Annotated in this window: 23 protein-coding genes; all 23 read right to left on the reverse strand. The window is 46.5% G+C overall.

The genetic code is table 11. The features are described 5' to 3' along the window. Positions 1-7: 7 nt before the first annotated feature. A complete protein-coding gene (locus ABQ275_RS18495; protein WP_349314641.1) occupies positions 8-1,699 on the reverse strand; it encodes a C45 family peptidase in 1,692 nt (563 codons plus the stop codon). 2 nt (positions 1,700-1,701) lie between these two features. Continuing rightward, entirely contained in the window at positions 1,702-3,219 is a 1,518-nt protein-coding gene (locus ABQ275_RS18500) for an NAD(P)/FAD-dependent oxidoreductase (protein ID WP_349314642.1), read from the reverse strand. Then, positions 3,206-7,081 (reverse strand): 1-acyl-sn-glycerol-3-phosphate acyltransferase, encoded by a 3,876-nt coding sequence (locus tag ABQ275_RS18505; protein ID WP_349314643.1) that lies wholly within the window; start codon positions 7,079-7,081, stop codon positions 3,206-3,208. Before ABQ275_RS18505 ends, ABQ275_RS18500 begins: the two co-directional genes overlap by 14 nt. Before the next feature lie 2 nt (positions 7,082-7,083). Continuing rightward, positions 7,084-8,268 carry a DUF2062 domain-containing protein gene (locus tag ABQ275_RS18510; protein WP_349314644.1) on the reverse strand — a complete coding sequence of 395 codons (1,185 nt, stop codon included), beginning with the start codon at positions 8,266-8,268 and terminating at the stop codon, positions 7,084-7,086. After that, entirely contained in the window at positions 8,269-8,631 is a 363-nt protein-coding gene (locus tag ABQ275_RS18515; protein WP_349314645.1) for a 3-hydroxyacyl-ACP dehydratase, read from the reverse strand. A gap of 41 nt (positions 8,632-8,672) precedes the next feature. After that, positions 8,673-9,266, reverse strand: coding sequence for a hypothetical protein (locus tag ABQ275_RS18520; RefSeq protein ID WP_349314646.1), 594 nt, complete (start codon positions 9,264-9,266; stop codon positions 8,673-8,675). 4 nt (positions 9,267-9,270) lie between these two features. Next, complete coding sequence (locus tag ABQ275_RS18525; protein WP_349314647.1) at positions 9,271-9,867, reverse strand: outer membrane lipoprotein carrier protein LolA; 597 nt, start codon at positions 9,865-9,867, stop codon at positions 9,271-9,273. Positions 9,868-9,895: 28 nt separating this feature from the next. Then, positions 9,896-10,675, reverse strand: coding sequence for a polysaccharide deacetylase family protein (locus ABQ275_RS18530; RefSeq protein ID WP_349314648.1), 780 nt, complete (start codon positions 10,673-10,675; stop codon positions 9,896-9,898). After that, positions 10,669-11,733 carry a beta-ketoacyl synthase N-terminal-like domain-containing protein gene (locus tag ABQ275_RS18535; protein ID WP_349314649.1) on the reverse strand — a complete coding sequence of 355 codons (1,065 nt, stop codon included), beginning with the start codon at positions 11,731-11,733 and terminating at the stop codon, positions 10,669-10,671. Before ABQ275_RS18535 ends, ABQ275_RS18530 begins: the two co-directional genes overlap by 7 nt. A 10-nt stretch (positions 11,734-11,743) precedes the next feature. Continuing rightward, a complete protein-coding gene (locus tag ABQ275_RS18540; protein WP_349314650.1) occupies positions 11,744-12,937 on the reverse strand; it encodes a beta-ketoacyl-[acyl-carrier-protein] synthase family protein in 1,194 nt (397 codons plus the stop codon). Continuing rightward, the gene (locus ABQ275_RS18545; protein ID WP_349314651.1) at positions 12,934-13,203 is read right to left on the reverse strand and encodes a phosphopantetheine-binding protein; all 270 of its coding nucleotides are present in this window, start codon (positions 13,201-13,203) and stop codon (positions 12,934-12,936) included. Before ABQ275_RS18545 ends, ABQ275_RS18540 begins: the two co-directional genes overlap by 4 nt. Before the next feature lie 25 nt (positions 13,204-13,228). Further along, positions 13,229-13,819, reverse strand: coding sequence for a hypothetical protein (locus ABQ275_RS18550; RefSeq protein WP_349314652.1), 591 nt, complete (start codon positions 13,817-13,819; stop codon positions 13,229-13,231). 28 nt (positions 13,820-13,847) lie between these two features. After that, positions 13,848-15,107, reverse strand: a complete 1,260-nt coding sequence (locus ABQ275_RS18555) for an NAD(P)/FAD-dependent oxidoreductase (RefSeq protein WP_349314653.1) — start codon at positions 15,105-15,107, stop codon at positions 13,848-13,850. 168 nt (positions 15,108-15,275) lie between these two features. Next, positions 15,276-16,340: a class I SAM-dependent methyltransferase gene (locus tag ABQ275_RS18560; RefSeq protein WP_349314654.1), complete on the reverse strand. Its 1,065-nt coding sequence runs from the start codon at positions 16,338-16,340 to the stop codon at positions 15,276-15,278. A gap of 31 nt (positions 16,341-16,371) precedes the next feature. Continuing rightward, a complete protein-coding gene (locus ABQ275_RS18565) occupies positions 16,372-17,511 on the reverse strand; it encodes a beta-ketoacyl synthase N-terminal-like domain-containing protein (RefSeq protein ID WP_349314655.1) in 1,140 nt (379 codons plus the stop codon). Positions 17,512-17,543: 32 nt separating this feature from the next. Beyond that, positions 17,544-17,957 (reverse strand): acyl-CoA thioesterase, encoded by a 414-nt coding sequence (locus tag ABQ275_RS18570; protein ID WP_349314656.1) that lies wholly within the window; start codon positions 17,955-17,957, stop codon positions 17,544-17,546. Positions 17,958-18,091: 134 nt separating this feature from the next. Continuing rightward, the gene (locus ABQ275_RS18575) at positions 18,092-18,823 is read right to left on the reverse strand and encodes a hypothetical protein (protein WP_349314657.1); all 732 of its coding nucleotides are present in this window, start codon (positions 18,821-18,823) and stop codon (positions 18,092-18,094) included. A 4-nt stretch (positions 18,824-18,827) separates the two neighbouring features. Beyond that, positions 18,828-19,253, reverse strand: a complete 426-nt coding sequence (locus ABQ275_RS18580) for a 3-hydroxyacyl-ACP dehydratase (RefSeq protein ID WP_349314658.1) — start codon at positions 19,251-19,253, stop codon at positions 18,828-18,830. Between the two features lie 76 nt (positions 19,254-19,329). Next, positions 19,330-20,205: a lipid A biosynthesis acyltransferase gene (locus ABQ275_RS18585; RefSeq protein ID WP_349314659.1), complete on the reverse strand. Its 876-nt coding sequence runs from the start codon at positions 20,203-20,205 to the stop codon at positions 19,330-19,332. Beyond that, positions 20,205-20,462 (reverse strand): acyl carrier protein, encoded by a 258-nt coding sequence (locus tag ABQ275_RS18590; protein WP_349314660.1) that lies wholly within the window; start codon positions 20,460-20,462, stop codon positions 20,205-20,207. Before ABQ275_RS18590 ends, ABQ275_RS18585 begins: the two co-directional genes overlap by 1 nt. 160 nt (positions 20,463-20,622) lie before the next feature. Then, positions 20,623-21,849, reverse strand: a complete 1,227-nt coding sequence (locus tag ABQ275_RS18595; protein WP_349314661.1) for a beta-ketoacyl-[acyl-carrier-protein] synthase family protein — start codon at positions 21,847-21,849, stop codon at positions 20,623-20,625. Positions 21,850-21,928: 79 nt separating this feature from the next. Then, positions 21,929-22,657, reverse strand: a complete 729-nt coding sequence (gene fabG, locus ABQ275_RS18600; protein ID WP_349314662.1) for a 3-oxoacyl-ACP reductase FabG — start codon at positions 22,655-22,657, stop codon at positions 21,929-21,931. 131 nt (positions 22,658-22,788) lie between these two features. After that, a complete protein-coding gene (locus ABQ275_RS18605; protein ID WP_349314663.1) occupies positions 22,789-24,327 on the reverse strand; it encodes an aromatic amino acid ammonia-lyase in 1,539 nt (512 codons plus the stop codon). Between the last annotated feature and the right edge of the window lie 125 nt (positions 24,328-24,452).

The raw sequence follows: 24,452 nt of genomic DNA on the forward strand, positions 1-24,452 counted from the left end.
AGTGAATTTAGTGGTTTGCCTGTATTTTACTATTGCACAATGCCAACTGCTTACGGATATGATCTTCTTCTCCCTTGGTAGCAATTACCTTCGTCAATGCCGTTTCATAATATTGTTTTGCCTCCGCAAAATCATGCCGTTTAAAAGTAGCATCTCCTGCCAGCACATAGGTGTGGTAGTACTCCGGATTGGAGGCTACCAGGGCTTTGATATCAATTGTTTCCCCGTTCAGGAGTTCCTCTTTCAGTTTACGGTAAGTCTGGAATGCGGCGAAATCTTTTGACAACAGGAAAGTATCTGCTGCAATATTCTGTGCGCTGTCATACACTTCATGATCGCTATCCAGGCCATGCATACTGAAGATCTTATTCAGGTCGTAGGCTACAAACTGCCCCAGCTGCCACGGAGCAGTAGATACCCACACCATTTTTTTCTTTGGCTCAAATACGATAGCATGATGCGCAATAAACTGGTTGATGGCCTTTTCATTGCCCATTCCAATATTGGCGCCATGCAGCCCTTTGCGGTCGCGAAGTATGTCAACCGTTTTTTGTACAGTATTTGGACCACTCTCCTTCATCAATTCCGTCAGGCGCTCATAGCGGTATTCCGAAGCACTTTCCCTGATCTGTAATTTATTGGATGCCAGGCTACCCAGGCTGTCGCCCTGAAAATGATTAGTGCAGGTAATAAAGTTCTGATCGGGACTGTACATATCCATGCCTTCCGGCGTTTTTTCTATCACTACGGCTTTATTATCTGCTGCAGATCCCACCAGGAATGATTCGGATACGAACATCTTCCTTTTCTTAGCAATGTCCCATGCTTCCTGTACATTTTCAGCGTACTGCAATATCTCCCTGGCTACCAGCGATACGGGCGTAGCAGCGGCTGTAGGCACACTGGTTTTTGCGGCGTTGATGGTAACGGTAAGTCCTTTATCATTCATTCCGGAAACCACGCCGGTAAAGCCTCCCCAGGTAACGAACATAAAGTTATGTCCCTGCTCAGGGCGATAGAATACCACCATTTTATCTTCCGCAAATTTATCGCCCATGTAAAAGTCGAAATTACGGCCAATGATCAGGTTACTATCCGCTGAATGGTCATTCCAGGTGCCGAAAGAGGTACAACCCACCAGCATCATGCCTTGCAGGGCATGACCAATATCATGCGCCGCATGATAGTTCATGAGCCGCGCATAATTAGTACCTATATAATCATAGTGTGTAGAGGCAGAAAAAGATTCGCCGTAGATTTCTTCTTTAAATTCTTCCGGTACATGCTCGGCAAGGTCGCGGTTAAACCAGCCGATAAAATATTTCAGAAAATGGATATAAAAGGTAGACGGCACCATCTTCCTGAGCTGTGCTACAAAATTATCTTCCTGCCGGCGGATCAGCTCCCCGGATAACTTCCCGTTGATAACACCTCTTTCAAAGGGCGCCCCTTCCACATACATCTCATACAAACCACTGTTGCTTTTACGGAACCAGTTGTTGCCAATGGTATAAGCAGTGCTGTCCAGTGCTTTGCGTTGAAGCTGTAAAGCTTGCGGGTCCGCTATTACAGGCGGATCCATACGGCTTACCGACACCAGGTAAATAGCCAGTGCAATAAAGAGCAATAAAAAACTGCCGAAGATGTATAATAGTACGCGACCCAGTTTCCGCCACCCGCTTCTTTTCTTTTTTTCCACTTTTATGTATGTATTGACTGATTAATTTCATTGACCAGGAAATCCATCCCCAGTAATTCCGCTGAGGTGATCACACTGCTGATAGTAACCCCCAGAATTCCATGCAAGTTCAGGTTTTGCCCTGTAAGATACAAATTCGATAGTTTGGTCCGGGCGGAAACCATTGTCCGCAGGGGATCATTGCTATCTTTCTGTATCCCGTACATGCTGCCATCACCGGTACCGATGTAATCGCGGTATGACAGCGGTGTAGCCACATAGTATGACTGCACACAGTTCCGGAAACCGGGAAATTTCTTCTCCACGCAATCCATCAGCTGTACGGCCTTTTGTGCTTTAAATGCATCATAGTCAGCTCCCCGGCTGTTTTCCTGCAGATCTGTATTAAATGTATGCTGCCACGGCGTCATTTCATCATAACGCATATACGTCATCACCGACAAACTATCTGCAAAGGTTTCATGCTTTGAGCTGGCAGATACGTACATAGCATAGGTTTGCGGCCATTCAGCTGCTTCATAACTGATACCGGCCCATGCATCATCTGTAGCGTGATAGTAGTAGTTATGATTGAGGTAAGGAAAAGTGCCCGGTTTCAGTACTACATTCAACACAAAGGCACCGATAGAATTTTCCAGTTGCCGCATGCGGCTGCGGTAAGCGCCACGCAACATATCACTTTCCGTCATAGCCGTTGTTTGCGCGGGGTGCAGGTTGGAGATAAAATGATCCGCAAATACCTGTTCGCCGTTTTCCAACACGATATGGTCCACCCGGTCGCCCTGGCCCTGAATGCTTTTCACGGCCGTGCTGCGGATGATGCTGCCCCCGTTTTCCCGGATCCTGCGGCAAAGCCATTTGGCGATCTGTGAGCCGCCATCCACACATTTCCAGGAGCTATTGATATAACTATTTAACACCAACGCATGTACGTAAAACGGCGTTTTATCCGGTACGCCTGCATACAACAGGTTATTTCCTGCCAGTACATTTTGCAACCGTTCATTGTTGGTGAGACTGCGGAGAAAATCAACCGTGTTGAGTTGCAGCACGCTTTGTTTTTCTTCATAGTCACCTACCCGCAGGTTATACAGCGGAAACTTGCTACACACGTCGCTGACCTTATCACAATAGGCATGTAAGGCATCCTTTTCATCCGGAAAATCGGCCAGTAATGTATGGATAAAGTTATCCCTTCCCTGTGCCATCCGGTATACTTTATCTTCCGCATTGAAGTTGATATGGTCAAATCCGTCCATATCCATGCGTTTCAACCGGAGTTTATCCAGTATGCCGATATATTTAAAAACTTTATAGAGATTTTCTCCTGCTGCCAATCCACCGATGTAGTGTACGCCGGAATCAAAGATCACTTTATCACGGGAATAGGTCTGGAGGCAACCTCCCGGTTGGCGGTTCTTTTCGTATATACGTACCCGGTATCCGTTCATGCTCAGGATAGCACCGCATACCAGGCCACCGAGGCCGCTACCGATTATAACTACCTCATTGTTGCGCATAATTTTTCAACGGAGATTTTTTAATAACAAATATTACATTGGATGTATACCGGGTATTATCTATTTCTTCCGCTACGGCTCCATATTTGCTGGCCAGGCTACGCATATGCGTAGCTGAGAAAAACGATAACTGTTTATTCCTCGTTTTATTAAATCCTATAACCCGTGTAGATAAAAATTCTGTAAATCTGGTTCCTTCATGCCTTTTAACCCTATCGCTGTCGCCATCACGTACTATAATTACCCCCTCAGGTGTCAGCCTGCTGATACATTGCTGTAACAACTGCTCCTGTTCTTCCGGTTGCAGGTAATGCAGCACATCACTCAGTATAAAGGCATCATATTTTTCAAACGGTGTCTCTGAAATATCACCGTGAATAAACTGCAATTGTTGTGGCCTGCTGTAACAATGGGCTGCGGTGGCAATCTTTTCCCCATCATAATCAATACCGGTAATCTCTCTTCCCGGCGCTGCGAAGCTGAGCATATAGTCCATAAACCCATATCCGCAGCCTATGTCCAGGATACGACCCTGCATCGGCAACAACTCATGGAATAACTGGTAGTTGTTTTCCATTTTTGTTTTAATGCGCATATACCATTCCAGTACCGGCCCTTTATAGATGTAATTATATTTCAGCTGCTCCCGGAAATATGCCGGTACTTCAGTGGCTGCCCTTAGCTGTTCATATTCCTGTTTAAAGTACCTGCTGATGCTTTTCGTACGTGCGCTATAGTTATCTCCCCAGCTGGTATCTCCGGATGCAATGCGCGGCAGATATTTCACCGTCACTAATCCGTCTTTCAATAAAAAATCTCCTTTAGACATCGTATAGGCGGTACCGTGAATAACTATCGGCAATATATCCAGCCCCAGTTGTTCGGCAATATAAAAGGCGCCTTTATGAAAACGCTTGATAACAGGATCAGGTGAACGGGTGCCTTCCGGATACACCACAATAGAATAGCCCTCCGCAACCCTGGCCCGCAGCTTATCGATAGCACCTTCCGCACCATCGGCCACGGGGTAGTAGTCTGCCAGCCGCACTACAGCGCCGAATACAGGCGAGCGCCACACCCACTGATTGGTGAGCAGGATCACTTTCGGATGCAACATCGTGGACACCAGGATATCCAGGAACGATTGATGATTACTGATAATCACCGCAGGCGTTTCCAGTTGTTCATTGGCCGGATTGATAATACGCTTCCTGAAATTGCGCATAATATACAAGACACTATGTGTATAGTTGGATAAAATACGATGATACAACAGTTTACCTTTCTCCTTGTTAAAAGGATTCCAGCGGATCAGTACTGTACCGATCAATGTCAGAAGCAGACAGCCCGTTGTAAAGTAGAGGAAAGAAAAAGTAGAGAGTATCCATCCTTTGAAAGTCCATGGTGCAAAGCCTTTACGCACACGGTCTGTAATCAGCCAGCTAAACAGGAAAGGGATCATTACCTGCGAAATCAATACCACCGTGCCTATCCCAATGATAGAGATCAGCGCGATAGACTGTAACGACGGGTGTTGCGCGAAGATCAACACACCCAATCCCAGTATGGTAGTAATAGCAGACAGGAAAATAGATGATTTGAAAGATGACAATGTTTTCTTGCCGGTTTTATATTCCTGCAACAGTCCATCCATCATAAATATGCTGTAATCATCTCCCAAACCAAAAATAAAAGTAGAGAGAATGATATTAACGATGTTAAACTTAATCCCGAACAGCCCCATAATACCGAGTATCCATACCCAGCTGATCACCATTGGAATAAAGGTAATGAGTGCCAGCTCTATACGGCCATAAGACAACAATAAAGCGAAAAACACCAGCAGGGAGGTCATCCACGCAATGCTGTTAAACTCTTCCTGGATTACTTCTACCAACCGGTTGGCGGCATACTGTTTATCCAGCACCGTTGTATTGGCCTGTGTTTCCAATGCATTATACACCGCCTGTTTATGCGCAGGATCAACTTTCAGCAAGGTCACCAGGGAAGTACGGCCGTTCTTCTCCATAATAAAGTCACCCAGGCTGCCATGACGTATGATGGCCAATGCATCGGGTGATAACGACTGAAAATCCTGGTGCAGTAATGCATCAAATTTATTGAATGCACTGGCGCTGAAACCAACGGCCGGCCCGTGCGTACGCAGGTATTCCAGCAGTTGTTGCTTCTTATCGGCTGTCCAGTACTGGTTCCACCGGTCTATACGCGCCTGTTGTTCTTTAGCGGATAACAGTAACGCCTGTACGCCGGCATATTTTTTTACGATGCCTTCTTCCTGTAAGCGGCGGATCACCGGCATCAGTTGTTCTTCCCTTTCCAGGGCAGATTCCAGGTCATCGCCGTCTGTTACCACATACACCGATTGCGCAGTGTAGGCATTTATTTTATTGAGATGTACTTCTGCTGCTTTCAGTTGGGGCGACATATAATTCATGCGCATCATGTCGCTTTCAAAAGAAACATAGCGTGCCGTAAAAAAGAAGACAATCGTCAGCAGAAAAATAGCGCCCACCAGGTACTTATTCCTTTCAGGTCTGCGGGCTGAAAATTTGTCCAGCCAGTTATCATGATGTACCGCCACGGCTTCCGGCTTGTGCCCCAGCACAATCCAGTGTGGTAAAAAGATCAAAGAAAACAGGCCCGCCCCTACCAGGCTGAACGCCGCAAACAGCCCCACATCCTGCAGCATGGGCGAATGCACAAACTGTAAACACAGGAAGCCTCCTACCGTTGTGAAGCTTCCCAACGTCATAGGTGTAGCCAGATCGCCGATCACTTCCCGGATATCCGGCGAATGCCGGAAGTGATTGAACACATGCAGGGAATAATTTACCGCAATGCCCAACACTACCGCACCTGCACCCAATGCCATCACAGAAATATGTCCTTTAATCAGGTATATACATGCCAGCGAAAACAGCCCACCGAAAATTACGGGGAGCATCACCAGCACGGGGGAACGTTTTTTTCTGAAGAACAATGCGATCAGCACCACCAGTAATACAATGGTAATACCCTGTGTAAGAAAGGTATCCTGCCGGAGTTGTATGGCGTTACCCGCAGATACGGCCGTGCCACCAAAATAGCTGAGGGTTACACCTGGGAAACGCTGATCCAGCGTATCTTTTATCTGATCAAGCCCTTGCAGAAATTTCGTATTTATTTTCGTAGCACCGGGCGGGTTAGCCGGTGTAATAAAGATCATCACGTGACGATGGTCTTTCGTCATCACATAACTATCATACAATTCAAACTGATCATCGTATTGCAGGTGCTTCAATTTTTGCACACCAATCCAGGAAATACCTACAGGATCGGTCTGGATCACTTTCTTCAATACAATACCCGCGGGAGAAATGAGGGTATTATAATCATATTGCAAAGATGCCTGCAACTGCTCCGGCATCAGCAGGCTATCCACTTTTTTGTAGTCGCCTTCCTCGAGAAAAACAGGTAAGTGTTGTTGGATCACTTCCATCAGGCCCATGACCATTCCCTCATCTGCCTGCCCTTGAATCTGTTTGATGTAGGGCGATAATTGTGCGCCTGTTTTGGCTACCAGCTCCGCAGCGTAAGCGGTTAAGCTGTCTGGTTGCGCCTCTCCGAGTGTATCCCGCTGGGAAATGGTGATCACCAGTTTATCCGCAAACTTGGAATCCTGGAATACCTGCTGCAATTTATCCAGCTTTTTATCCTGCGGTAAAATTTTCGTGATATCTTCTTCCAGCTTTATCTGTGCAGCAAAAAAAGAGATCAGCAGGCAACAGCTCACCGCGGTGACCCAAAACCAGCTTTTGTGCCGCTCAAAAAAATTATATATTGCTATAAAGAGAAAAGCCATTCTTATTTTTTTCTTCTAAACACACTCAATAACACATAGCTGACCAGCCAGGCTACAATGCCCGCCACGATAGCCAATGTAATGCTCCCATAAATATATTGCAGGGTATTTTCCTTTATTGTTTCCGCGTTAATACCGTTACTGAATATCAGGTCTTTGGCTGTTTGTCCCATCCACACACGCCCCATCAGAAAGCTGATAAAAATGATCAGCGGGATCAATGGCGGTGCGCTGATATGCGCTGCAATCACCACCAATGCCTTATTCAGTTTCAGTTTGATAGACACCAGGATAGCCACCAGCAACTGAAATCCCCAGATAGGTACGATGCCCATGAACACCCCAAAGCCAATAGATGCCGCTTTCACTGCATTGGATTCTGTTGCCCGCAATACCTCTTCATACCACATCTTTTTCCAGTTCTCTCCTTTCAGCAGGAACCGTACAAGATCACGCGGCTTGATATATAAAAAGGTGATCAGTACCAGCATGGTATTCAGCAAGGTGATACGCACAATATCATGCACAGGCCGGAAGTGCGATACCCGCTCATCTGCCGGCGGATAGTATACTTTCACCGGCGCCCAGTCTATCTTAATCCCTTTCCAGGCGCTGCGTACGAGCACTTCTATTTCAAACTCATATTTCGTACACCAGAACTGCATATTTCCAATACGGTGTAGTGGATATAAACGGTAACCCGATTGTGTATCGGGTCCTTTCAATCCTGTTGTTACAGAAAACCAGAAGTTGGATATTTTGTTGGCTTTCGTATTCTTGGTGGGCATATTTTCCTGGTGCAGATTACGCGCACCAATGATCAGGGTGTCCGGGCTGGTGCCGATCATTTCCAGCATGCCCGGCAGATCGGTTGCAAAATGCTGCCCGTCTGCATCCATTGTGATCACGTAATCGTAGCCCTGCGCCTTTGCATAGGCAAAACCCCGGCGCAAAGCAATACCCTTTCCACGGTTAGGACTATACGAAACACGCTGCAACTGCGGAAATTGATCCAGTATAGCCGCGGTATCATCAGTAGCACCATCGTTTACTACAATTACATGCGTAGTATACGTCAGCGCCGCCTCCAGTACAGCCCCCAGCGTAGTGGCGTTATTGTAGGTTGGTATGAGCACAGCAGCACGATGCCGCTCAAAATGTTCGTTATGTGTAGTAATAGCCGTCACTTACTTAAAGATGCCCTGAAATTTCATGAATGTTTTATCGTCTCGCTTCAACGTGGCGCTTACTTTAAGGCCAGCCTCCTCTTCTTTGTATGTCACTGTTACATCCACCAGTGGCTGCTTTACAGGATCAATCATTTGCAGAAACTTCATCATGCCCGCTTTTTGCAGCAATACTTTCCTTTGTACCGCACTTTCCAGTATCTCTGTAATGAGCTGCATCATGCATACACCTGGCACTACCGGTTGCTCCGGAAAATGGCCCTGGAAAATGGGATGGGCTGCATTCAGTTCAATCGTGTTAGCCACCTGTCCATCTTCCTGCGATGCGTTGATGATATGATAGAAATTACTTTTTAGCAACATAACTGATGATTATGATTTATTTTTTATTTGCAATCTGCCGTTTATTTCTCCACCTTCTGTAAAGAAATATTGAATTTGAAATGCTGGTGTTCAATCCTGATCGTATCAGGCACCCCGTTGGTATAGTGCTCCATCCATACTTTCACTGCCGGTTTGCGCCTGGATGATTGCTCTATGCGTTCCAGCTTTGTACAGGCGCTATCAGTGATGTAATAGTTATTGCCCTTTTCCGTGGGCACCACCACATAACGGTGATGACTATCCGTAGCAGTATACGCCTGTTGCAGGTCGGGACGCAACAACACCAGTGCAAAATCCTGCCGCAACGTTTTCACCACCGCCTTCTTATCCATTTTGGGAAGCAGGTAATGTTTGGTAAAATTCCCCTGCCGGTCAAATTCAAAATCAAAGAATTTGAATCCCATCTCGTTGGCAAATACAACCCGCAGACTGCTGTCCGGCATTTGTTTGAAAAACAACAACCCACTCAGGTGATGCTTCAGGATGTTTACCTGCGTACTATACAAGGTAGCATTAAACTGCGGGCTAAACCGGCGGATGCAGTTTACATCCCCGCTGCTACGCTGTAACCCTTTGTAGGTCGATGTACATCCTCCCAGCAATGCTATACACAAAATACTATTTAGCCACAAATACCGCATCCGGGATGTTTATATTCAGTTGTTTACGTAAAAAGCTGATGGTGGTATCATCACCTGATAATTCTTCCATCGTAATCTTCGATACGGAATAATCCTGCTTATCTACCAGTAATACAATGGTTTTGAAATATGCTTTCATCGCTTTATCTACCGGCACCATTTCCAGCCGGTAATACTGCGCATTCTCTGATATCCTGGTGCTAAAGTCGGTATTATCCAGCACAGTACCGCGTACACAGTCTACCGTAATTTTATTGATCTGTTCAAACAGTTTATTGTTCTTGCCAGATACTTTACTCTCCTTCTGCGCATCCCTGATCTTTATATCTTTTCCGTTGATGATCAACAGGTAATAAGAAGGCTGCTGATATTCCATCCGCACTTTATTATCTTTCTTAAACCAGAATTTCCCTTTGGACACAATTTTATCAGACAACATGCTCAGGTTCTTTTCCTGTATAAAGTCGCACTGAATACTCTGTGTCTGCTGCGCTGCCTTTGTAAACTGTTGTTTTACCGGGCCCAGGTCTGCAACGGGTTTAAAGCCTGTTTGTGCCTGCATTTGCAGACTCATCACACAACAAATTACTACTAAAATCCATTTACACATATGCGGGCACGTTTAACATTTTATCAATTCTTTCCAGCCGGTAACCTTTTGCACGGATGCCGGTAATCAGCTGTGGCAGGATATCGGCGGTTATTTTGCAGGTATCATGCAGGAGGATAACCGCACCGGGATGCAGTTCGTCCATAATCTTATGCAGCAATTTATTTTCATCTTTCGCTACCGTGTCCAGTGAACGGATGCTCCAGCCTATGGCCAGGTATCCGCCTGCTTTCACGGCGCGCGCTACGTTTGGATTGGTGACACCATACGGCGGACGAAACAATCTCGGTTGCAGCCCGGTAGCGTTGATGGTGAGCATATCCATCTGCTCCATATCTGTTCCCATCTTCTTACTCCCAAACATATCGAACCAGAAATGATGGGAATAGGAGTGATTACCGATAACATGCCCTTCTGCGTGTATGCGTTGGAGTAAGTGGGTGTTATCTGCTATATTTTTCCCGATACAAAAAAATGCAGCGGGTACTTTATGTGTTTCCAGGATGTCCAGGATAACAGGCGTATAGGCTGTTTGCGGGCCATCATCAAAAGAAAGCGCCACCACATTCTCCGTGGTAGCAGCCTGGCAAACTGTTTTTATAAAGAAGTTGGAGCGGATATTAATCGCTCCGCGGATATAAAACGGCAGCGATACAACCGCCGGCACCAGGAACATCCATAACTGCACAGGGTAGCGGCCGGATAATTTGATTCCCAGCAACACGGCTATTACGCAGATGATGATAATATTTACGGCTCTACTGTTCAGCATGCGGTTAATAAAATCAGGGAATGATGGGTACCCTGATGATGATTATACAATAATACTTTGTTGATCTTTTCCGGCGCTTTCCCAAAAAACACCGCGGCTTCCGGTACCTGTTGCTCCGCGATGATACGGTTTCCCATCCACAGTCCAAAAGCAGCCGCAGTAGGGTATTCGCCGCAAAGGTGTTTGAAGCTCGCTTCCGCATGATCCGGAAACAAAGCGGCGGCTATTTCTTCATATATTTCATCCTGGTCTATATCTCCATTTCTACCGGTGATGATCAGGTCAATATCGGTGGGGGTACAGTTATTATCTTCCAGAAATTTCATAATATGACCAATCACCTCTCCTTCCCAAAGCGGCTTATACAGGGTACTCAGACCGCTGAGCATAGCGGTGGTATGGTCGCCTCTCTCCGTACTTAATGTAAAAAATGCAGCCCCTTCTCCGGCAATAGTACCGCTGGAGGGGCTGTTGAGCAGCTCCATGGTTTTTACCGGCGTTTTTTTATAGCCGCCAAAACGATGCAGGATCTGATAGCTGTAGTTGGTAATTTCATCCAACCCACCAGCCAGTATATTTTTTGCGGAGCCTTCCTTCAATATCATGATGGCATCCAGCAATGCGTTTTCAAAAGAGAAACCCCGGTGTACAAAGGTGTTATTGTAGCCATGACAACCCAGCAACAGGGCTACCTGTCCGCCTACGGTATTGTGTGTGGATTGTATAAAAGCAGTAGGCGTCAGCATTTCTTCCTGCTGATTCACCATTTTAGTAATAAACACACCGGTATCATCCAGGCAGCCGTATGCGGTGCCGGTGATAATGGCGTCTGGCATGGATATCCCGGCTTCTGCGAGGCTCAGACTGGCCGCGCCCACGCCCATTTTCACCACGCGACTCATGCGGCGGATCTGTTTTACGTCGATCCATTGTTTATAATCCGGATCTACGGTAGCCAGGCGTACCTGTTCATATTCCCGTGGAGTAGCCAGCAAAGGACCTCCTGCCGCAGTTTCCTGCGGAGAAATACAACCGGTGCCATTTATGTAGATGTTCATGTATTATTGTTTATTCTTTAGAAAACACCAGGCTGGAACAATTGCCGCCAAAACCGAATGAGTTGGACATCACATGCCGCAGATCATTCCCTTCGGAATAAGCGGTAGCCGGTGCAAACGGCAATTCTTTGATCTGATGTGCAAAACCTGCGTTGGGATAGATGATTCCCTCCTTCAGTGACAACGCCGAAAATACCGCCTCTATACCGCCACTGGCGCCCAATGTATGCCCCGTGAATGACTTCGTGGAACTCATCGCCGGGAAATGTGGTGCAAAAAGGCGATTGATGGCCATCCCTTCAGAGATGTCATTATTTTGTGTACCTGTACCATGCAGATTGATATACCCGATTTGCTGCGGTTGTACGCCGCTCATATCCAGCGCCCCTTTCATGGCCAGGTAGTTGCCGGTGCCATCCGGTGAGGAAGCTGTCTGGTGATAGGCGTCGTTGGCATTGGCAAAGCCGCTGAAACGGCACCAGGGCTGCAACTGTGCTGCCAGACTATCCGATACCAGCACCACATAACCGGCGCCTTCACCCAGGTTAAGCCCGGTGCGGGTATCATCAAACGGGCGACACGCCTGCTGATCCAGGATCATCAGGGTATTAAAACCGTTGAGCGTAAAGCGGGTCAGTGCATCTGTTCCACCAGCTATCACCACATCCACAATATTATTGCGGATCAGGCGGGCGCCATACATCAGGGCGTTTGCACCTGATGAACAAGCCGTACTGATAGTAGACACATGATGCCGGATACCCAGCGCATCGGCTACCAGCTCCGTAATACTTCCACATTCATGATGTGCTACATCCCGGAGGCGTCCTTTGCCTGCATCCGCGAGGAAGGAGCCGAAGAAGTCTTCTGTTTTATCCATTCCGCCAACGGTGTTGCCGGAAATAAAGCCCACCCGGTATTCCGAGACATCGCCCAGGCCGGTAGACTTCCAGGCGTCGCGGGCAGCGATCATGCTGAGCAAGGCTGTTCTGCTGATCTCTTCCGGCATGCGGGCCATATCTGCCAGTGTAGCATTATCAGCCTTCACTTCCGCCACCGGAAAGGTTTGCCGGTGCACGGATGACAGGTACTGCATGGTGGTCATACCCGGCTCCATTTGTCTGAATGCCTGCACACAAGCCTGCAAATCCAGTCCAATGCCGCTGATAACCCCACCACCTGCTATCCACACCTTTTCACTCATGCTTTCGACGTTTGATGGGCGGTAATAAATTCTGCCATCGTGCGTACAGAATAAAATACTTCAGGCCCCTGTTCCGGGTTGGCAATGCGGATATTATAATGCTGTTGCAGCAGTACGATCAATTCAAGCGCATCGATAGAATCGAGACCTAATCCTTCTTTGAACAACGGCTGGTCGTTGCCGATATTTTCCGCTGTTACTTCCTGTAAGTTCAATTGTTCTACGATCTGCGCTTTCAGATCCGCCATCAACTTTTCAAATGCCATTTTATTTTGTGATTTATTTATTTTGTTATGTTGTTATTTTATAGAGAGATGTTAAAGCCTCTCCTGTTAAAGGTTGAGCCAATCCTTCCTCCCTGTTTTCCACCAGGAACAATACAGCTTCATATGCCTGGTGCATCACTTCCACCCAACCACAGAGGCAAGCCTGCAATGGCGTGGTAGCTAGTAATTGCGCCGGATAGGTACTCATCAGCTCCGTATCAAATGTTTCCGATACAAAAAAGGTATTTTCTCCTTTAAACCCATGCCGGATGCATATTTCACCCATTACAATATTCGGCAGCGTATATACAAAAAGCGCCGGACTTGCAATATCCTGTACCGTAGCATAGTAGCGCAAATCCGTATCCAGGCTGGCGCTACGGTTAGATAGCACCATGCCCACCGATTCCGGCGGATAAGTATTGACCGCCGTACCTTGTAGCAGTACTTCTGCCGCCAGCCAACCCAGCTTACTGAGCGCATCCATTTTATGAAATTTCGGATACTGCCCGGAAAAGTGATCGTAGGCTGCCCGCAGGAACTCCTGCAATTCCCATCCTTTCTCTGCTTCCCACAACAGCTTCCCGTTTAAAAAGATACTGTTATGGCGAATCACGCAACTTCCTGTTATATATGCTTCCGCGCTATTCAATCTCTGAACTGCTTTTTAATTTCTCTGTTAATTCGATGGTCCTTGCCAACCGTTTTAATGCGGTATCGTGATTCTTTACAAAAGGATTGCTCATATCCCACACATAGCCGGCCAACACAGAACAGATCTGCCCTTTGATCAGCGGATCCGGATCTTTTTTGAAGAAGATGGTATCCAGCGTGCCTTCATACCAGGCCATTACATACGAGCGGAAAGTATTTACCCCTTGCATGGTAGGCTCCATGTACTCTTTTTCCCAGTCCACCGCTTCTCCTTTCAGCTTTTTGATGACCAGCTTCGCGGCTGTTTGTGCAGACACGCAGGCCAAAGTTACGCCAGATGAGAAAATCGGGTCCAGAAATTCTGTTACGTTGCCGGTAAGCACAAATCCATCGCCATAAAACTTGCTAGTAGTGGCCGACCAGGATTGCAGCGTTTTGGGTTCAAAAACCAGCTTCACATCGCGGAAACGCTCCCTGGTATAGGGTTCCGCTTCCAGGAGGGCACGGTATTTATCTTCGTCGGTACCGGGATACTGATCAAAAAATTCGGGTTCGCCCACAAATCCCAGGGAGGTAACACCGGTGGCAAAAGGAATGATCCAGATCCAGACACCGGGTTTATGTACAACGGCGGTAATGCGGTTGGGCTGATCCGTTACCATAGAGCGGCGCTCATCGAACGTATGGGCAAATAATGCTCTCCGGGGTTGCAGATTAGAAGCTCCCTCCAGGTTGAAAAGACGGGGAATAACCCTGCCATAGCCGCTACCATCTACTATAAAGCGGGCAGCAATCTCCGACTTGTTGCCGTTACTATCTTCTATGGTTGTAACAGAATCTGATCCGTCGAAGCGTATGCCCGTTACCGTTGTTTCATAGGAAACCGGTACGCCCATACTTTCTACGGTATCTGCCAGTGCTTTATCAAAATCTGCCCGGGTTACCTGCCAGGTCCAGGTCCAGCCGGGGGTGAATTGCTGTTCAAACGTAAAATCGCAAAGCGCGTCTCCCTTCACAAACTTGGCACCGGATTTTTCCTGAAAACCCTGCGCCTTGATAGCGTCAATAAACCCGGCTTCTTCCAACGCCTCCATACTCCTCGGCAACAGGCTCTCACCAATCACAAAACGGGGAAATTTCATCTTTTCTACAATCTTCACTTTATACCCGGCCTGGTGGATGATAGACGCCGCAACAGTTCCGGCAGGCCCCGCACCAATGACTAAAACATCTACTTGTTCAGTTTTCATACGGTAAATATTTACGATTTTGGAATTTTTTGACGTTGAGATTTGAAAATACAGCGGAGATCATTTTAGAATTTTTTGATGTTGAGATGTCGGAATTTTGTTTCAACATTTGTTTCAATAATTAATCTCCGCTGCATTTTCAAATCTCAACATCAAAAAATCGAAAATTTATAATTTCTTTTTGCACTTCAGCAACGTATAATTGAGTCCCATTTTATTATTTTCTTCTGTTATTTCCAGTCCGGCGTTTTCGATGCATTGGAAAAAGTCGTCTGTATGATACATCTGGCTGTTACCATTTGCCATGGCGGTGAAATAGAGGGAGGTCTGCTGGAGGCAGAAGGCCGCAGACTTAAACTGCTGGCGGTTCCAGAATGGCTCCAGGATATAAATGGTTCCTCCGTCATTCAGTGCTTCACGGCAACGGGAAAGGATGGAAATGATTTCAGCTTCTGAAAAACAATCCAGGAACTGGCTCATCCAGATTGCGTCAAAGCCTTTTGGAAAAGGGATTTCTTCATGCAGAATGTTAGCGATGTGAAAGTGTACGCGGTTTTCCACACCGGCATCCATCATTTTTTGTTGTGCAATGTTTGCCTGTCCGGGGATATCAAAAATAGTGACTTCCACTTCCGGATCTTTGGCCGTACAGGCCAGCGCCCATTTACCGGTGTTTCCGCCGATGTCGAGCAAGCGTTTGGGATTGTTTTCAAATACAATATCCAGTGCACCTGGTGTGGCGAGATCGGAATAATAGTGATCAAAATCGAACCAGCTTTTGCCTACCGCCGGTGGCAGCAGCGATAATCCGGGGTAAATAGTATCCCAGGGGCCCAGCTCCTGCAAGCCCACAGGTTTACCTTGCTCCAGGCTTTCCTGCAAATGGTACATGCCCTTATAACAGATATCCTGTGTAAAGTCCATGTTGATGCGGGTCAGCTGGTCGTGTAAAATAAAATAGCCTGTTTTGGTAAGGGTATATTTTTTATCATTTACGATAACGAGGTCCATCCCTAAGCCGGCTTCCAGCAATACTCTTACTGCGTAGCGATTCATCTTGGTTTTCTCCATCACCGCTTCAATGGTTATTCCTGCGGAGCCTCTTTCGCTCACGGCAGTTAAGATACCCATATCACGCAAAGCTCTTGTAGCCTGAAAGGCAACGGGAGCAAAGGCCAGCCATAGTGCTGCTTCCTTTGCCTGTAATGCTGTTTTTGTTTCTTTATCAAACACGGACTTCTATTATTATGATGAATGTGATTAATTATATGATGCTGCTAATAACCATCGCTGCATTACAACCACCAAATCCTGAAACCGTTTTCAGGAAATGAGATGATCTTTTCTGCAACAGGGTATTACTAACGTTAACGGGCATACTAACACCGGATGTTTCATATCCTTTTGTCGGCAATACCACACCTGCTTTCATGGCCTGCATGCTGACAATGGCTTCAATGATGCCGGCGGCGCCGAGCGTATGACCGTAATATCCTTTTAAACTGTTTACCGGTACATCAGCCAGACCAGCATGGTGGAGGGCTTTCGCTTCCATTTCATCGTTGTACAGGGTGGCTGTGCCATGGGCGGATACAAAACCTATATCCGCCGGCGTTAGTCCACTTCCTGTCAAAGCCTGCTGCATGGCAGCCGACAGCTCTTTTCCGGTGCGGGACGGGCCTGAAATGTGGTTAGCATCATTACTCACCGCTCCTGTACCCAGTACAAAAGAGGCGCCGGCAGGGTTGTTGCTGAGGATCACGGTGGCAGCGCCTTCTCCCAGTGTAACACCGGTGCGACCGGCATCAAATGGTTTGCAGGGTGCTGCACTCACTGCTAGAAACGACTGGAAACCAGATAACACAAAACGTGTCAGTACATCTGCACCGGCTACTACTACATGGTCATATTTGCCGGAAGCGATGAAGCGTTGCCCGGTTAAAATAGCCAGCAAACCGGATATACAGGCGCTGCTTACCACCACGGGCGGGTTCACGGCGTGAAAATGTGCAGCGATTTTTTTTGCGGTAGTGGCCAGTTGCATGTCGTGCAGTGGTGGTGTTGTATTTGCCGGCAATTGTTCCAGCAATTCAATATTTCCTTTTGTAGTGGAAATGATCAGGCCGGTGCGTGGATCGGATAACCTGATAGCCGTTTGCTGTAACGCTCCGTTGATGGAGGCGACCAGCAAACGCTCAAATTTCGTATATCCCTTTACGTTAAGATCCCCTGTGTATGCTTCCAGTTGTCCGGGTGCCATCATAGCCCCATAAAACGGTGCAGCAGCATAGGCAGTATTTTCCTGTAAACTTATACCACTATTGCCTTCCAGCACCTGGTTGAAGTTCTCCCGGGTAGTGTTACCCAGTGGCCCAACAATATTATCTGTTACTACAAAAATCATATGAATGATAGCTTACAGCGGATTATCCGGAGCTAAAGATTTTTTTCTTTCCATTCACTAAAAAATGCCGGTATGGTGAGCTGTAAACTAGCTGTTTCCTTATCCAGGAATACCTGTGTGGAAGTGCCTTTAGCTACCACTTCACCTGTGGCCGGATTCGTTAATAAATATTCAAATTGTATTTTCGCCGCCATGTTATCCACATACCTTGTTTCTACCACTACCCTGTCGCCATAGCGCAAAGAGCGTTTGTAATCACATTGTATATTTACCACAGGAACGGTATATCCCCGTTCAAAAATATCCAGGTAACGTAACCCGTACTTTTCGCCGAAAGCCTCTCTCCCATCTTCAAAATACCGCACATAATGCCCGTGCCATACTATTCCCAACGGATCTGCTTCATTAAATCTTATCAGTATGTTCGTATATGCAGTAAGCGACATAACCCAAATTTTTATTTTGGTTATTTTTTTATTTTGAGATTTTTTTATTTGTTTCAAACAGCCATCTTCCTCCTGAGGGAAATAACTATTTGAAACAAATAAAAAAATCTCAAAATCTCAAAATCCCAAAATGATTATCCTTTCTTCTTTACTTTCTTTTTGTCTTTAGCTGCGGGCGCTGGTGCAGGTGCGGGTGCTGCTACTTTTTCTTCTGCCGGATCTGTGGCGCTGGCATATTTTTCTTTCAGTTTCTTGTAATCATCTTCCACATCGTCCAGTACTTTATAAACGGTATAGGCCCAATAGTTGCGCCAGGTGAATCCTTGTGCTTTGCCGGAATAACGTTCTGCCATCAGTACATTTTTCCGGTCCATGTCTATAATAGTTACGTACATGGAAGCCTTTTTTTCTGTTTTGCTCATGCCGTCCATTACCAGTAATACGCCGATGCCATGTTTGCCGCCGAAGTCGTAAGATTTTACCAGTTTGGTAATATCTTCCGGTTTCAGGCGTTCGAAGTCGCTACCGTTGTCGGATTTCAGGGCATCTTTATTAGCGGCTTCATTGCGTTTATTCACAATGCCGATGTCGGTGGTTACGTTATCGTGATGAAATGCACCTTTGATATCATATTTCTTAGGTTCATTCACAACTACCTGGTTGATACCGGTAAACTGACGCTCTACGATATCACTTGCATTGGCAGCTGCATCACCGATCAGGCGGGCCTGTGTAAAGTCCACACCCAGCCAGGTAAAGCTGCTGTCTTTGTTGTCCAGGAAGTTTTTCAACTTCTGAGCCTTTACATTCACTGCGAACAGGCACAGGAAGATGATTAACAGGGGAATAAATCTGCTTTTGTTCATGACGCTATATTTGTGGGTTGATGAAAATTTTCATTTCGCATTGGGCCATTACTCTGCCTTCCCACATTACTTTTCCGGTTACCATGGTGGCATTGAATACTTCGCCACCGATTTCTGTGGTGGTTTCGATCATTTGTCCCGCCGGTGGCAGTTCAAAGATCTCCAGGTCTTTTACAGCGCCGATAAATCCCAGGGGTACGGGCGTATTTTCCTGTTTGGCGATATAGCCGATGCGGGCAGCTGCGGTTTGCGCAATATTTTCCATGAGGCCGGGTGGGGTGAGCACACCGTTTTCTACAAAGATGTTATCCAGTGCAATATTTAGTCCTGTACGGGTTTTGGGACCATCTACTTCCAGAATGCCGCTGATCATGACGATAGGCGTGCGTTGGGGGATATATGCGGTAATATCATCTGTATGAATAAACATCTGCACAAATTATTATTAAAAAATAAAACGCTAAATAAATGGAATTATACGACATTATTAACAGTAAAAACACGCATTATTCCCAAAAATCGTAAAAATTGAACCATTGGGTGGGGTAAAGGCGGATCTTTTCTTCCAATAATTGTACAAAATCGTTCAGGGCAGTTTCCACGCCCTGGTTGCGGCGCCCATGGTACTGGCGGGGAGGGGTAGCGTAAAAATGGTAATGGGTAGATGATTCCTTACAGGCAAATACCACGCATACCGGTACCCGAAAAGTAGCGGCCAGCAAAAAGGGGCCCATGGGAAAACGCGCATCATGGCCCAACAGGGGGGCCGCCACTGTTTTATTGCCGGGTAAAAAGCGGTCCGCATGCATGCATACCAGCTCCTTGTTGTTCAGCGCCTCATTGATGGCGTAGATATGCGACAGGTCATCTTTAATAACAATAATATTCACATTCCTGTCGCCGGTAACAGATGACAGGTAATCCTTGATCTGTTGGTGTTCTCCATCAAACATCACAATATTAATCGGGGTCTGGAGACGTTTGAACAGGTGGCCGGCCACTTCCCAGTTGCCGAGATGGGCACTGAGCAAAATCCCTCCACGTCCGCCGGAAACGATTTCCCGCAGGTTATGTTCGCCATCGAAGTTGAAGGTGAATTTGTTTGCCATATCCGCCATCACCACTACTTTATCTATCAGTGTCTGGCCGAAAACATGGTAGCTACGGTATATACTACACAAGGAACGCCACCTGCCGTAGCCAATTTTTGTGCGAAAATACCGGTACATGGGTTTGGAAGAACTCCGGGAAAACAGAAAAAAATAAAATGCTACAAATCGCAATAGTAAATAGGCCGGATGAATACCTCCATATTTCAGCAGGAATACGAAAATACTATATCCAAACTTACTTCCCTTTGACTTTCCTTGCCAGGAAGGCATTATACCAGTTCTTTTTGTTGTACACGAGCAGTTACATAATCATAGAAGTCCTGGAAGCTGATAATAGCCTGAAAGTCTTCCGGTTTAACTTTAAACCCGAAGTTATCTTCAATAACTACGACCATATCAATATAGTCCAGACTATCAAGATCCAGTGTGGATTTGAGGTTTGCTTCAGGCGTAATATCTCCGGGGTTTGCTTCAAACTCCTCTACCAGAAACTTATTTGTGACAGCTATAATTTCTTTAATCTCCATAAAAATATATAATCAGATATAGGTCGTTCTAAAATTTGTTTATGCGGTTTTGAATTATCTATTCCGATTTCTGTGCCAAAGTTATAACATTTAGGTATTTGGTCATTTGGGTATTTAATTATTTAAAACCAAATAACTAAATCCCCAAATGACCAAATACCTAAATGTTACGCCATTCTTTTACAATAAGGGAGGAATTGGTTCCACCAAAGCCAAAAGAATTGGACAAAAATATATTAAATTTTTTATTAATTGTATTGGTAACGATATTCAGTTTCGCGGCATCTTCGTCCGGATTTTCCAGGTTGATGTTGGGAGCGATGAATCCGTTTTGCATCATGAGCATGGAATACACGATTTCGCTGGCGCCTGCCATCCAGCATTCGTGGCCGGTCATGGACTTGGTGGAGCTGACGTAGGGCCTGGAAGCACCGAATACTTCGTTGATAGCGCGGGCTTCGCTGGCATCGCCGGCCTGTGTAGAAGTAGCGTGGGCGTTGATATAGGCTATATCTGCTGCCTGTAAACCGGCGTCCTGAAGGGCTATTTGCAGGGAGCGTACAGGGCCGTCTACGGTAGGGTTGGAAATATGGCCGCCATTGGAAGAGAAGCCATAACCCAGTACTTCTCCCAGGATGGTAGCGCCTCTGCGCTGTGCCGATTCCAGGCTTTCCAGGATCACAGTAGCCGCGCCCCCGCTGGGTACGAGGCCGTCGCGGTCGCGGTCAAACGGCCTGGAAGCACGTGTGGGATCACTTTCCCTTACAGAAAAAGCGGCAATCGCATCGAAGTTGCCCATGGCATACACATTCACTTCCTGTGCACCGCCGCAGATCACCGCATCCTGCATACCGTTCCTGATAAACATATAGCCAAGACCGATAGCATGGGAACCGCTGGCACAAGCCGCGCTTACGGAGAAATTTACCCCACGAAGCTTGAAAATGGTGGCCAGGTTCATATTCACCGTAGAGTTCATGGTCTGAAACACAGACCCGGAGCCTACCAGCATGGTATCCTTTTTTTCGCGCATGATATCGTTAGCTTCCACCACGGGTTTGGCAGAACTGTCGTTGCCGTACAAAAGGCCGATCGGCGTTTTGTCGATATAATCCTGGTCAATGCCTGCCTGCGCTAATGCTTCGCGGGTGGCCATAAAAGCAAATTCGGCCTGCTCAGGCATCATGAGCCTGGCCCTGCGGTCCAGCAAACCTTTGAGCGCAGGTCTTTCTATATAACCGGTTAAGCCGGAACGATAGCCGAAGGCTTTTCTTTCCGGGTCCAGTACAATACCTGATTTACCTTGATATAATGAATCCCTCACCTCCTGCATATCCTTACCAATGCAGGAGTAGATTCCCATTCCAGTAATCACTACTCGGTTCATTTGTATGCTGCTTTTAGTCTTTTGTATTAAAAAATATGGTCGCTGCCTTCAGCTAAAAGCTTACTGGGGCAGCGCGGCCTTATGTATAGAGGCCTCCATTGATATTCAGTACTTCGCCTGTTATATATCCTGCTGCGCCGGATGCAAGGAATGCAACCGCTTCTGCTACCTCTTCCGGTGTGCCGAAACGATTCATGGGTACCTGCGCCGCCAGTTCTTTTTCATTTAGTTCGGCCGTCATATCTGTTCTGATAAAGCCGGGTGCAACGGCATTTACGGTAACGCCTCTTTTGGCTACTTCCTGTGCCAGTGCTTTGGTAGCGCCAATTAAACCCGCTTTTGCCGCAGAGTAATTGGTTTGGCCCGGTAACCCTTTGATACCAGACAAAGATACCATGTTGATGATCCGTCCGTGACGTTTCAGCAACATATTATTCAGTACCTGTTTGGTAACATTATAAAATCCGTTCAAACTGATGTTCAGTACATTATTCCATTGATCAGCTGTCATCCAGAATAACAGGGAATCTTCCCGGATACCGGCATTATTCACGAGTACTTCTACCTGGTGTTCTTTGTTATTTTCTATCCATCCACCCAATACCTGCTGCACTTCAGCGGCATCACCTACATTGAATGGCAGTAGTTCCCCGGTACTTCCTTTGGCCTTCACCGCCTCCAGGGTTTCCTGCGCAGCAGCTTCATTGCCTTTATAATTGATCAGGACATGATATCCCAGTTCAGCCATTTTTATGCACACTGCTCTTCCTATGCCGCGGGAACCGCCTGTTATTAAGGCACATTTCATGAGAATTAAAAATTATGTATTGCGAATTACGGCTAACAATTTTTGCATACCGCTTATTGAATGATCATTCAGATCTTGTCTTTAGCGGAGCTATTCCCTTAAAACAAAACAAAAAATGAATACAGGAAAAATCAATACATCTTCACCGGTTCATTATTCAACAGGTACTCCTTAATCTTCCGGAGATCCTTATACATGGGACTGTCCTCAATAAATTTAGGAAAAATTGCTCTTACTTCCCCGTATATCTTATGGGAAAAAGCAGCCAGCCTGTCCTGGCAATGGAGGTAATCCACTGCCTGTAATACGGTCATCATCTGAATGGCCAGTACTTCAAAAGTGTTTTCGATCACTTTGTTGGTCATCAGTGCTGCGTTGCAACCCATGCTCACAATATCCTGGTTATCATTGTTGTTGGGAATGCTGTGTACATACATCGGGAACGACAGTGTCTGGTTTTCCGCCACTGTAGAAGTAGCGGTGAACTGCACGCCCTGCATACCGAAGTTGAAGCCCAGTTTGCCCAGGTTCATGAACGGCGGGAATTTATGATTGAGCTTATCGTTCAGCAGGTAATTCAGCTGCCGTTCGGAGAGCATGGATACTTTGGTGATGGCAATCTTCAGTTTGTCCATTTCCAGTGAAACGTAGTCGCCGTGGAAGTTACCGCCATGGAATACATTTTCCAGGTGGTGATCTACTACGGGGTTATCGCTCACAGAATTCAGTTCCTGTACTACCAGCTTCTCTGCCTGTACAAGCGTATCGTATACGGGGCCGAGGATCTGCGGTACACAGCGCAGGGAGTAATATTCCTGTACTTTATCTTTAAATATTTCTTCTTCCAGTTCTTTATAAAGGTGCTCGGGGCGGTGGCGGACCATTTTGCTACCCTGCAATATGCCACGCATTTTGGCGGCTACTGCGTTCTGTCCTTCATGCATTTTCACTGCATTGAGTTCAGCAGACAGGTGGTCGTCAAATGCTTCCACTATTTCATTGATCATGGCGGAGAGGGTCACAGACCATCCCAGGAGCTTTTTGGCTTCTATGAGGTTTACCAACCCTACGCCGGTCATGGCGGATGTACCGTTAATGATGGCCAGTCCTTCCCGCACATGAATGTTGATGGGCTTAAGTCCCAGGCGGGCAAATACTTCTGCCGCAGGCTGTATTTTATCTTCATACCACACCTCTCCTTCGCCGATCAGTACCAGTGCCAGGTGAGCCAGTTGTACCAGGTCGCCGCTGGCGCCAACGCCACCATGTTCAAACACGCATGGATATACGTTTTTATTGATCAGGTCTTTCAGGAGGTGTACCACTTCCGGATGAATACCGGAATGCGCCTGCATAAAGCTGCTCAAACGCGCTATCATAAGGCTCTTGGTGAGTACCGGCGACAGACACTTCCCCGCACCGGAGCTGTGGCTGCGGATCAGGTTGTACTGTAGCTGTAAGGTGTCACTATCGCTGATCCGGTATTGTGCCATCGGCCCAAAACCCGTATTGATACCGTAGATCAGCTTTTTCGCCGAAAACTTTTTAAGAAATAGAAAGCTAGCTTCCACTTGTTGTAAAGCCGCTGTTTCCAATACCAGCTCTTCTCCGCCGAAGAGAATCCTGTACACTTCGTCCAGCGTCAGCGACTTACTTCCTAATTCGACCATCTTATATTAAATTAAAATATTTATCTATGTAAAAAAGTGCTCAAAAATAGTACAAAGCTGGCTTTATTCAAATAAATCCAGCTGACCATTTATGAATTACGGGTAATTACGTATGCGGTTTATAC

The sequence above is a fragment of the Chitinophaga sp. MM2321 genome (genome assembly GCF_964033635.1).
GTDB lineage: Bacteria > Bacteroidota > Bacteroidia > Chitinophagales > Chitinophagaceae > Chitinophaga.

Excerpts from the sequence above, each read along its gene's own strand:
- ABQ275_RS18500 (WP_349314642.1), bottom strand. The coding sequence starts at position 3,219 with ATGCGCAACAATGAGGTAGTTATAATCGGTAGCGGCCTCGGTGGCCTG.
- ABQ275_RS18505 (WP_349314643.1), bottom strand. The coding sequence starts at position 7,081 with ATGGCTTTTCTCTTTATAGCAATATATAATTTTTTTGAGCGGCACAAA.
- ABQ275_RS18515 (WP_349314645.1), bottom strand. The coding sequence starts at position 8,631 with ATGTTGCTAAAAAGTAATTTCTATCATATCATCAACGCATCGCAGGAA.
- ABQ275_RS18525 (WP_349314647.1), bottom strand. The coding sequence starts at position 9,867 with ATGAGTCTGCAAATGCAGGCACAAACAGGCTTTAAACCCGTTGCAGAC.
- ABQ275_RS18530 (WP_349314648.1), bottom strand. The coding sequence starts at position 10,675 with ATGCTGAACAGTAGAGCCGTAAATATTATCATCATCTGCGTAATAGCC.
- ABQ275_RS18535 (WP_349314649.1), bottom strand. The coding sequence starts at position 11,733 with ATGAACATCTACATAAATGGCACCGGTTGTATTTCTCCGCAGGAAACT.
- ABQ275_RS18540 (WP_349314650.1), bottom strand. The coding sequence starts at position 12,937 with ATGAGTGAAAAGGTGTGGATAGCAGGTGGTGGGGTTATCAGCGGCATT.
- ABQ275_RS18545 (WP_349314651.1), bottom strand. The coding sequence starts at position 13,203 with ATGGCATTTGAAAAGTTGATGGCGGATCTGAAAGCGCAGATCGTAGAA.
- ABQ275_RS18555 (WP_349314653.1), bottom strand. The coding sequence starts at position 15,107 with ATGAAAACTGAACAAGTAGATGTTTTAGTCATTGGTGCGGGGCCTGCC.
- ABQ275_RS18565 (WP_349314655.1), bottom strand. The coding sequence starts at position 17,511 with ATGATTTTTGTAGTAACAGATAATATTGTTGGGCCACTGGGTAACACT.
- ABQ275_RS18570 (WP_349314656.1), bottom strand. The coding sequence starts at position 17,957 with ATGTCGCTTACTGCATATACGAACATACTGATAAGATTTAATGAAGCA.
- ABQ275_RS18575 (WP_349314657.1), bottom strand. The coding sequence starts at position 18,823 with ATGAACAAAAGCAGATTTATTCCCCTGTTAATCATCTTCCTGTGCCTG.
- ABQ275_RS18580 (WP_349314658.1), bottom strand. The coding sequence starts at position 19,253 with ATGTTTATTCATACAGATGATATTACCGCATATATCCCCCAACGCACG.
- ABQ275_RS18585 (WP_349314659.1), bottom strand. The coding sequence starts at position 20,205 with ATGCCTTCCTGGCAAGGAAAGTCAAAGGGAAGTAAGTTTGGATATAGT.
- ABQ275_RS18590 (WP_349314660.1), bottom strand. The coding sequence starts at position 20,462 with ATGGAGATTAAAGAAATTATAGCTGTCACAAATAAGTTTCTGGTAGAG.
- ABQ275_RS18595 (WP_349314661.1), bottom strand. The coding sequence starts at position 21,849 with ATGAACCGAGTAGTGATTACTGGAATGGGAATCTACTCCTGCATTGGT.
- fabG (WP_349314662.1), bottom strand. The coding sequence starts at position 22,657 with ATGAAATGTGCCTTAATAACAGGCGGTTCCCGCGGCATAGGAAGAGCA.
- ABQ275_RS18605 (WP_349314663.1), bottom strand. The coding sequence starts at position 24,327 with ATGGTCGAATTAGGAAGTAAGTCGCTGACGCTGGACGAAGTGTACAGG.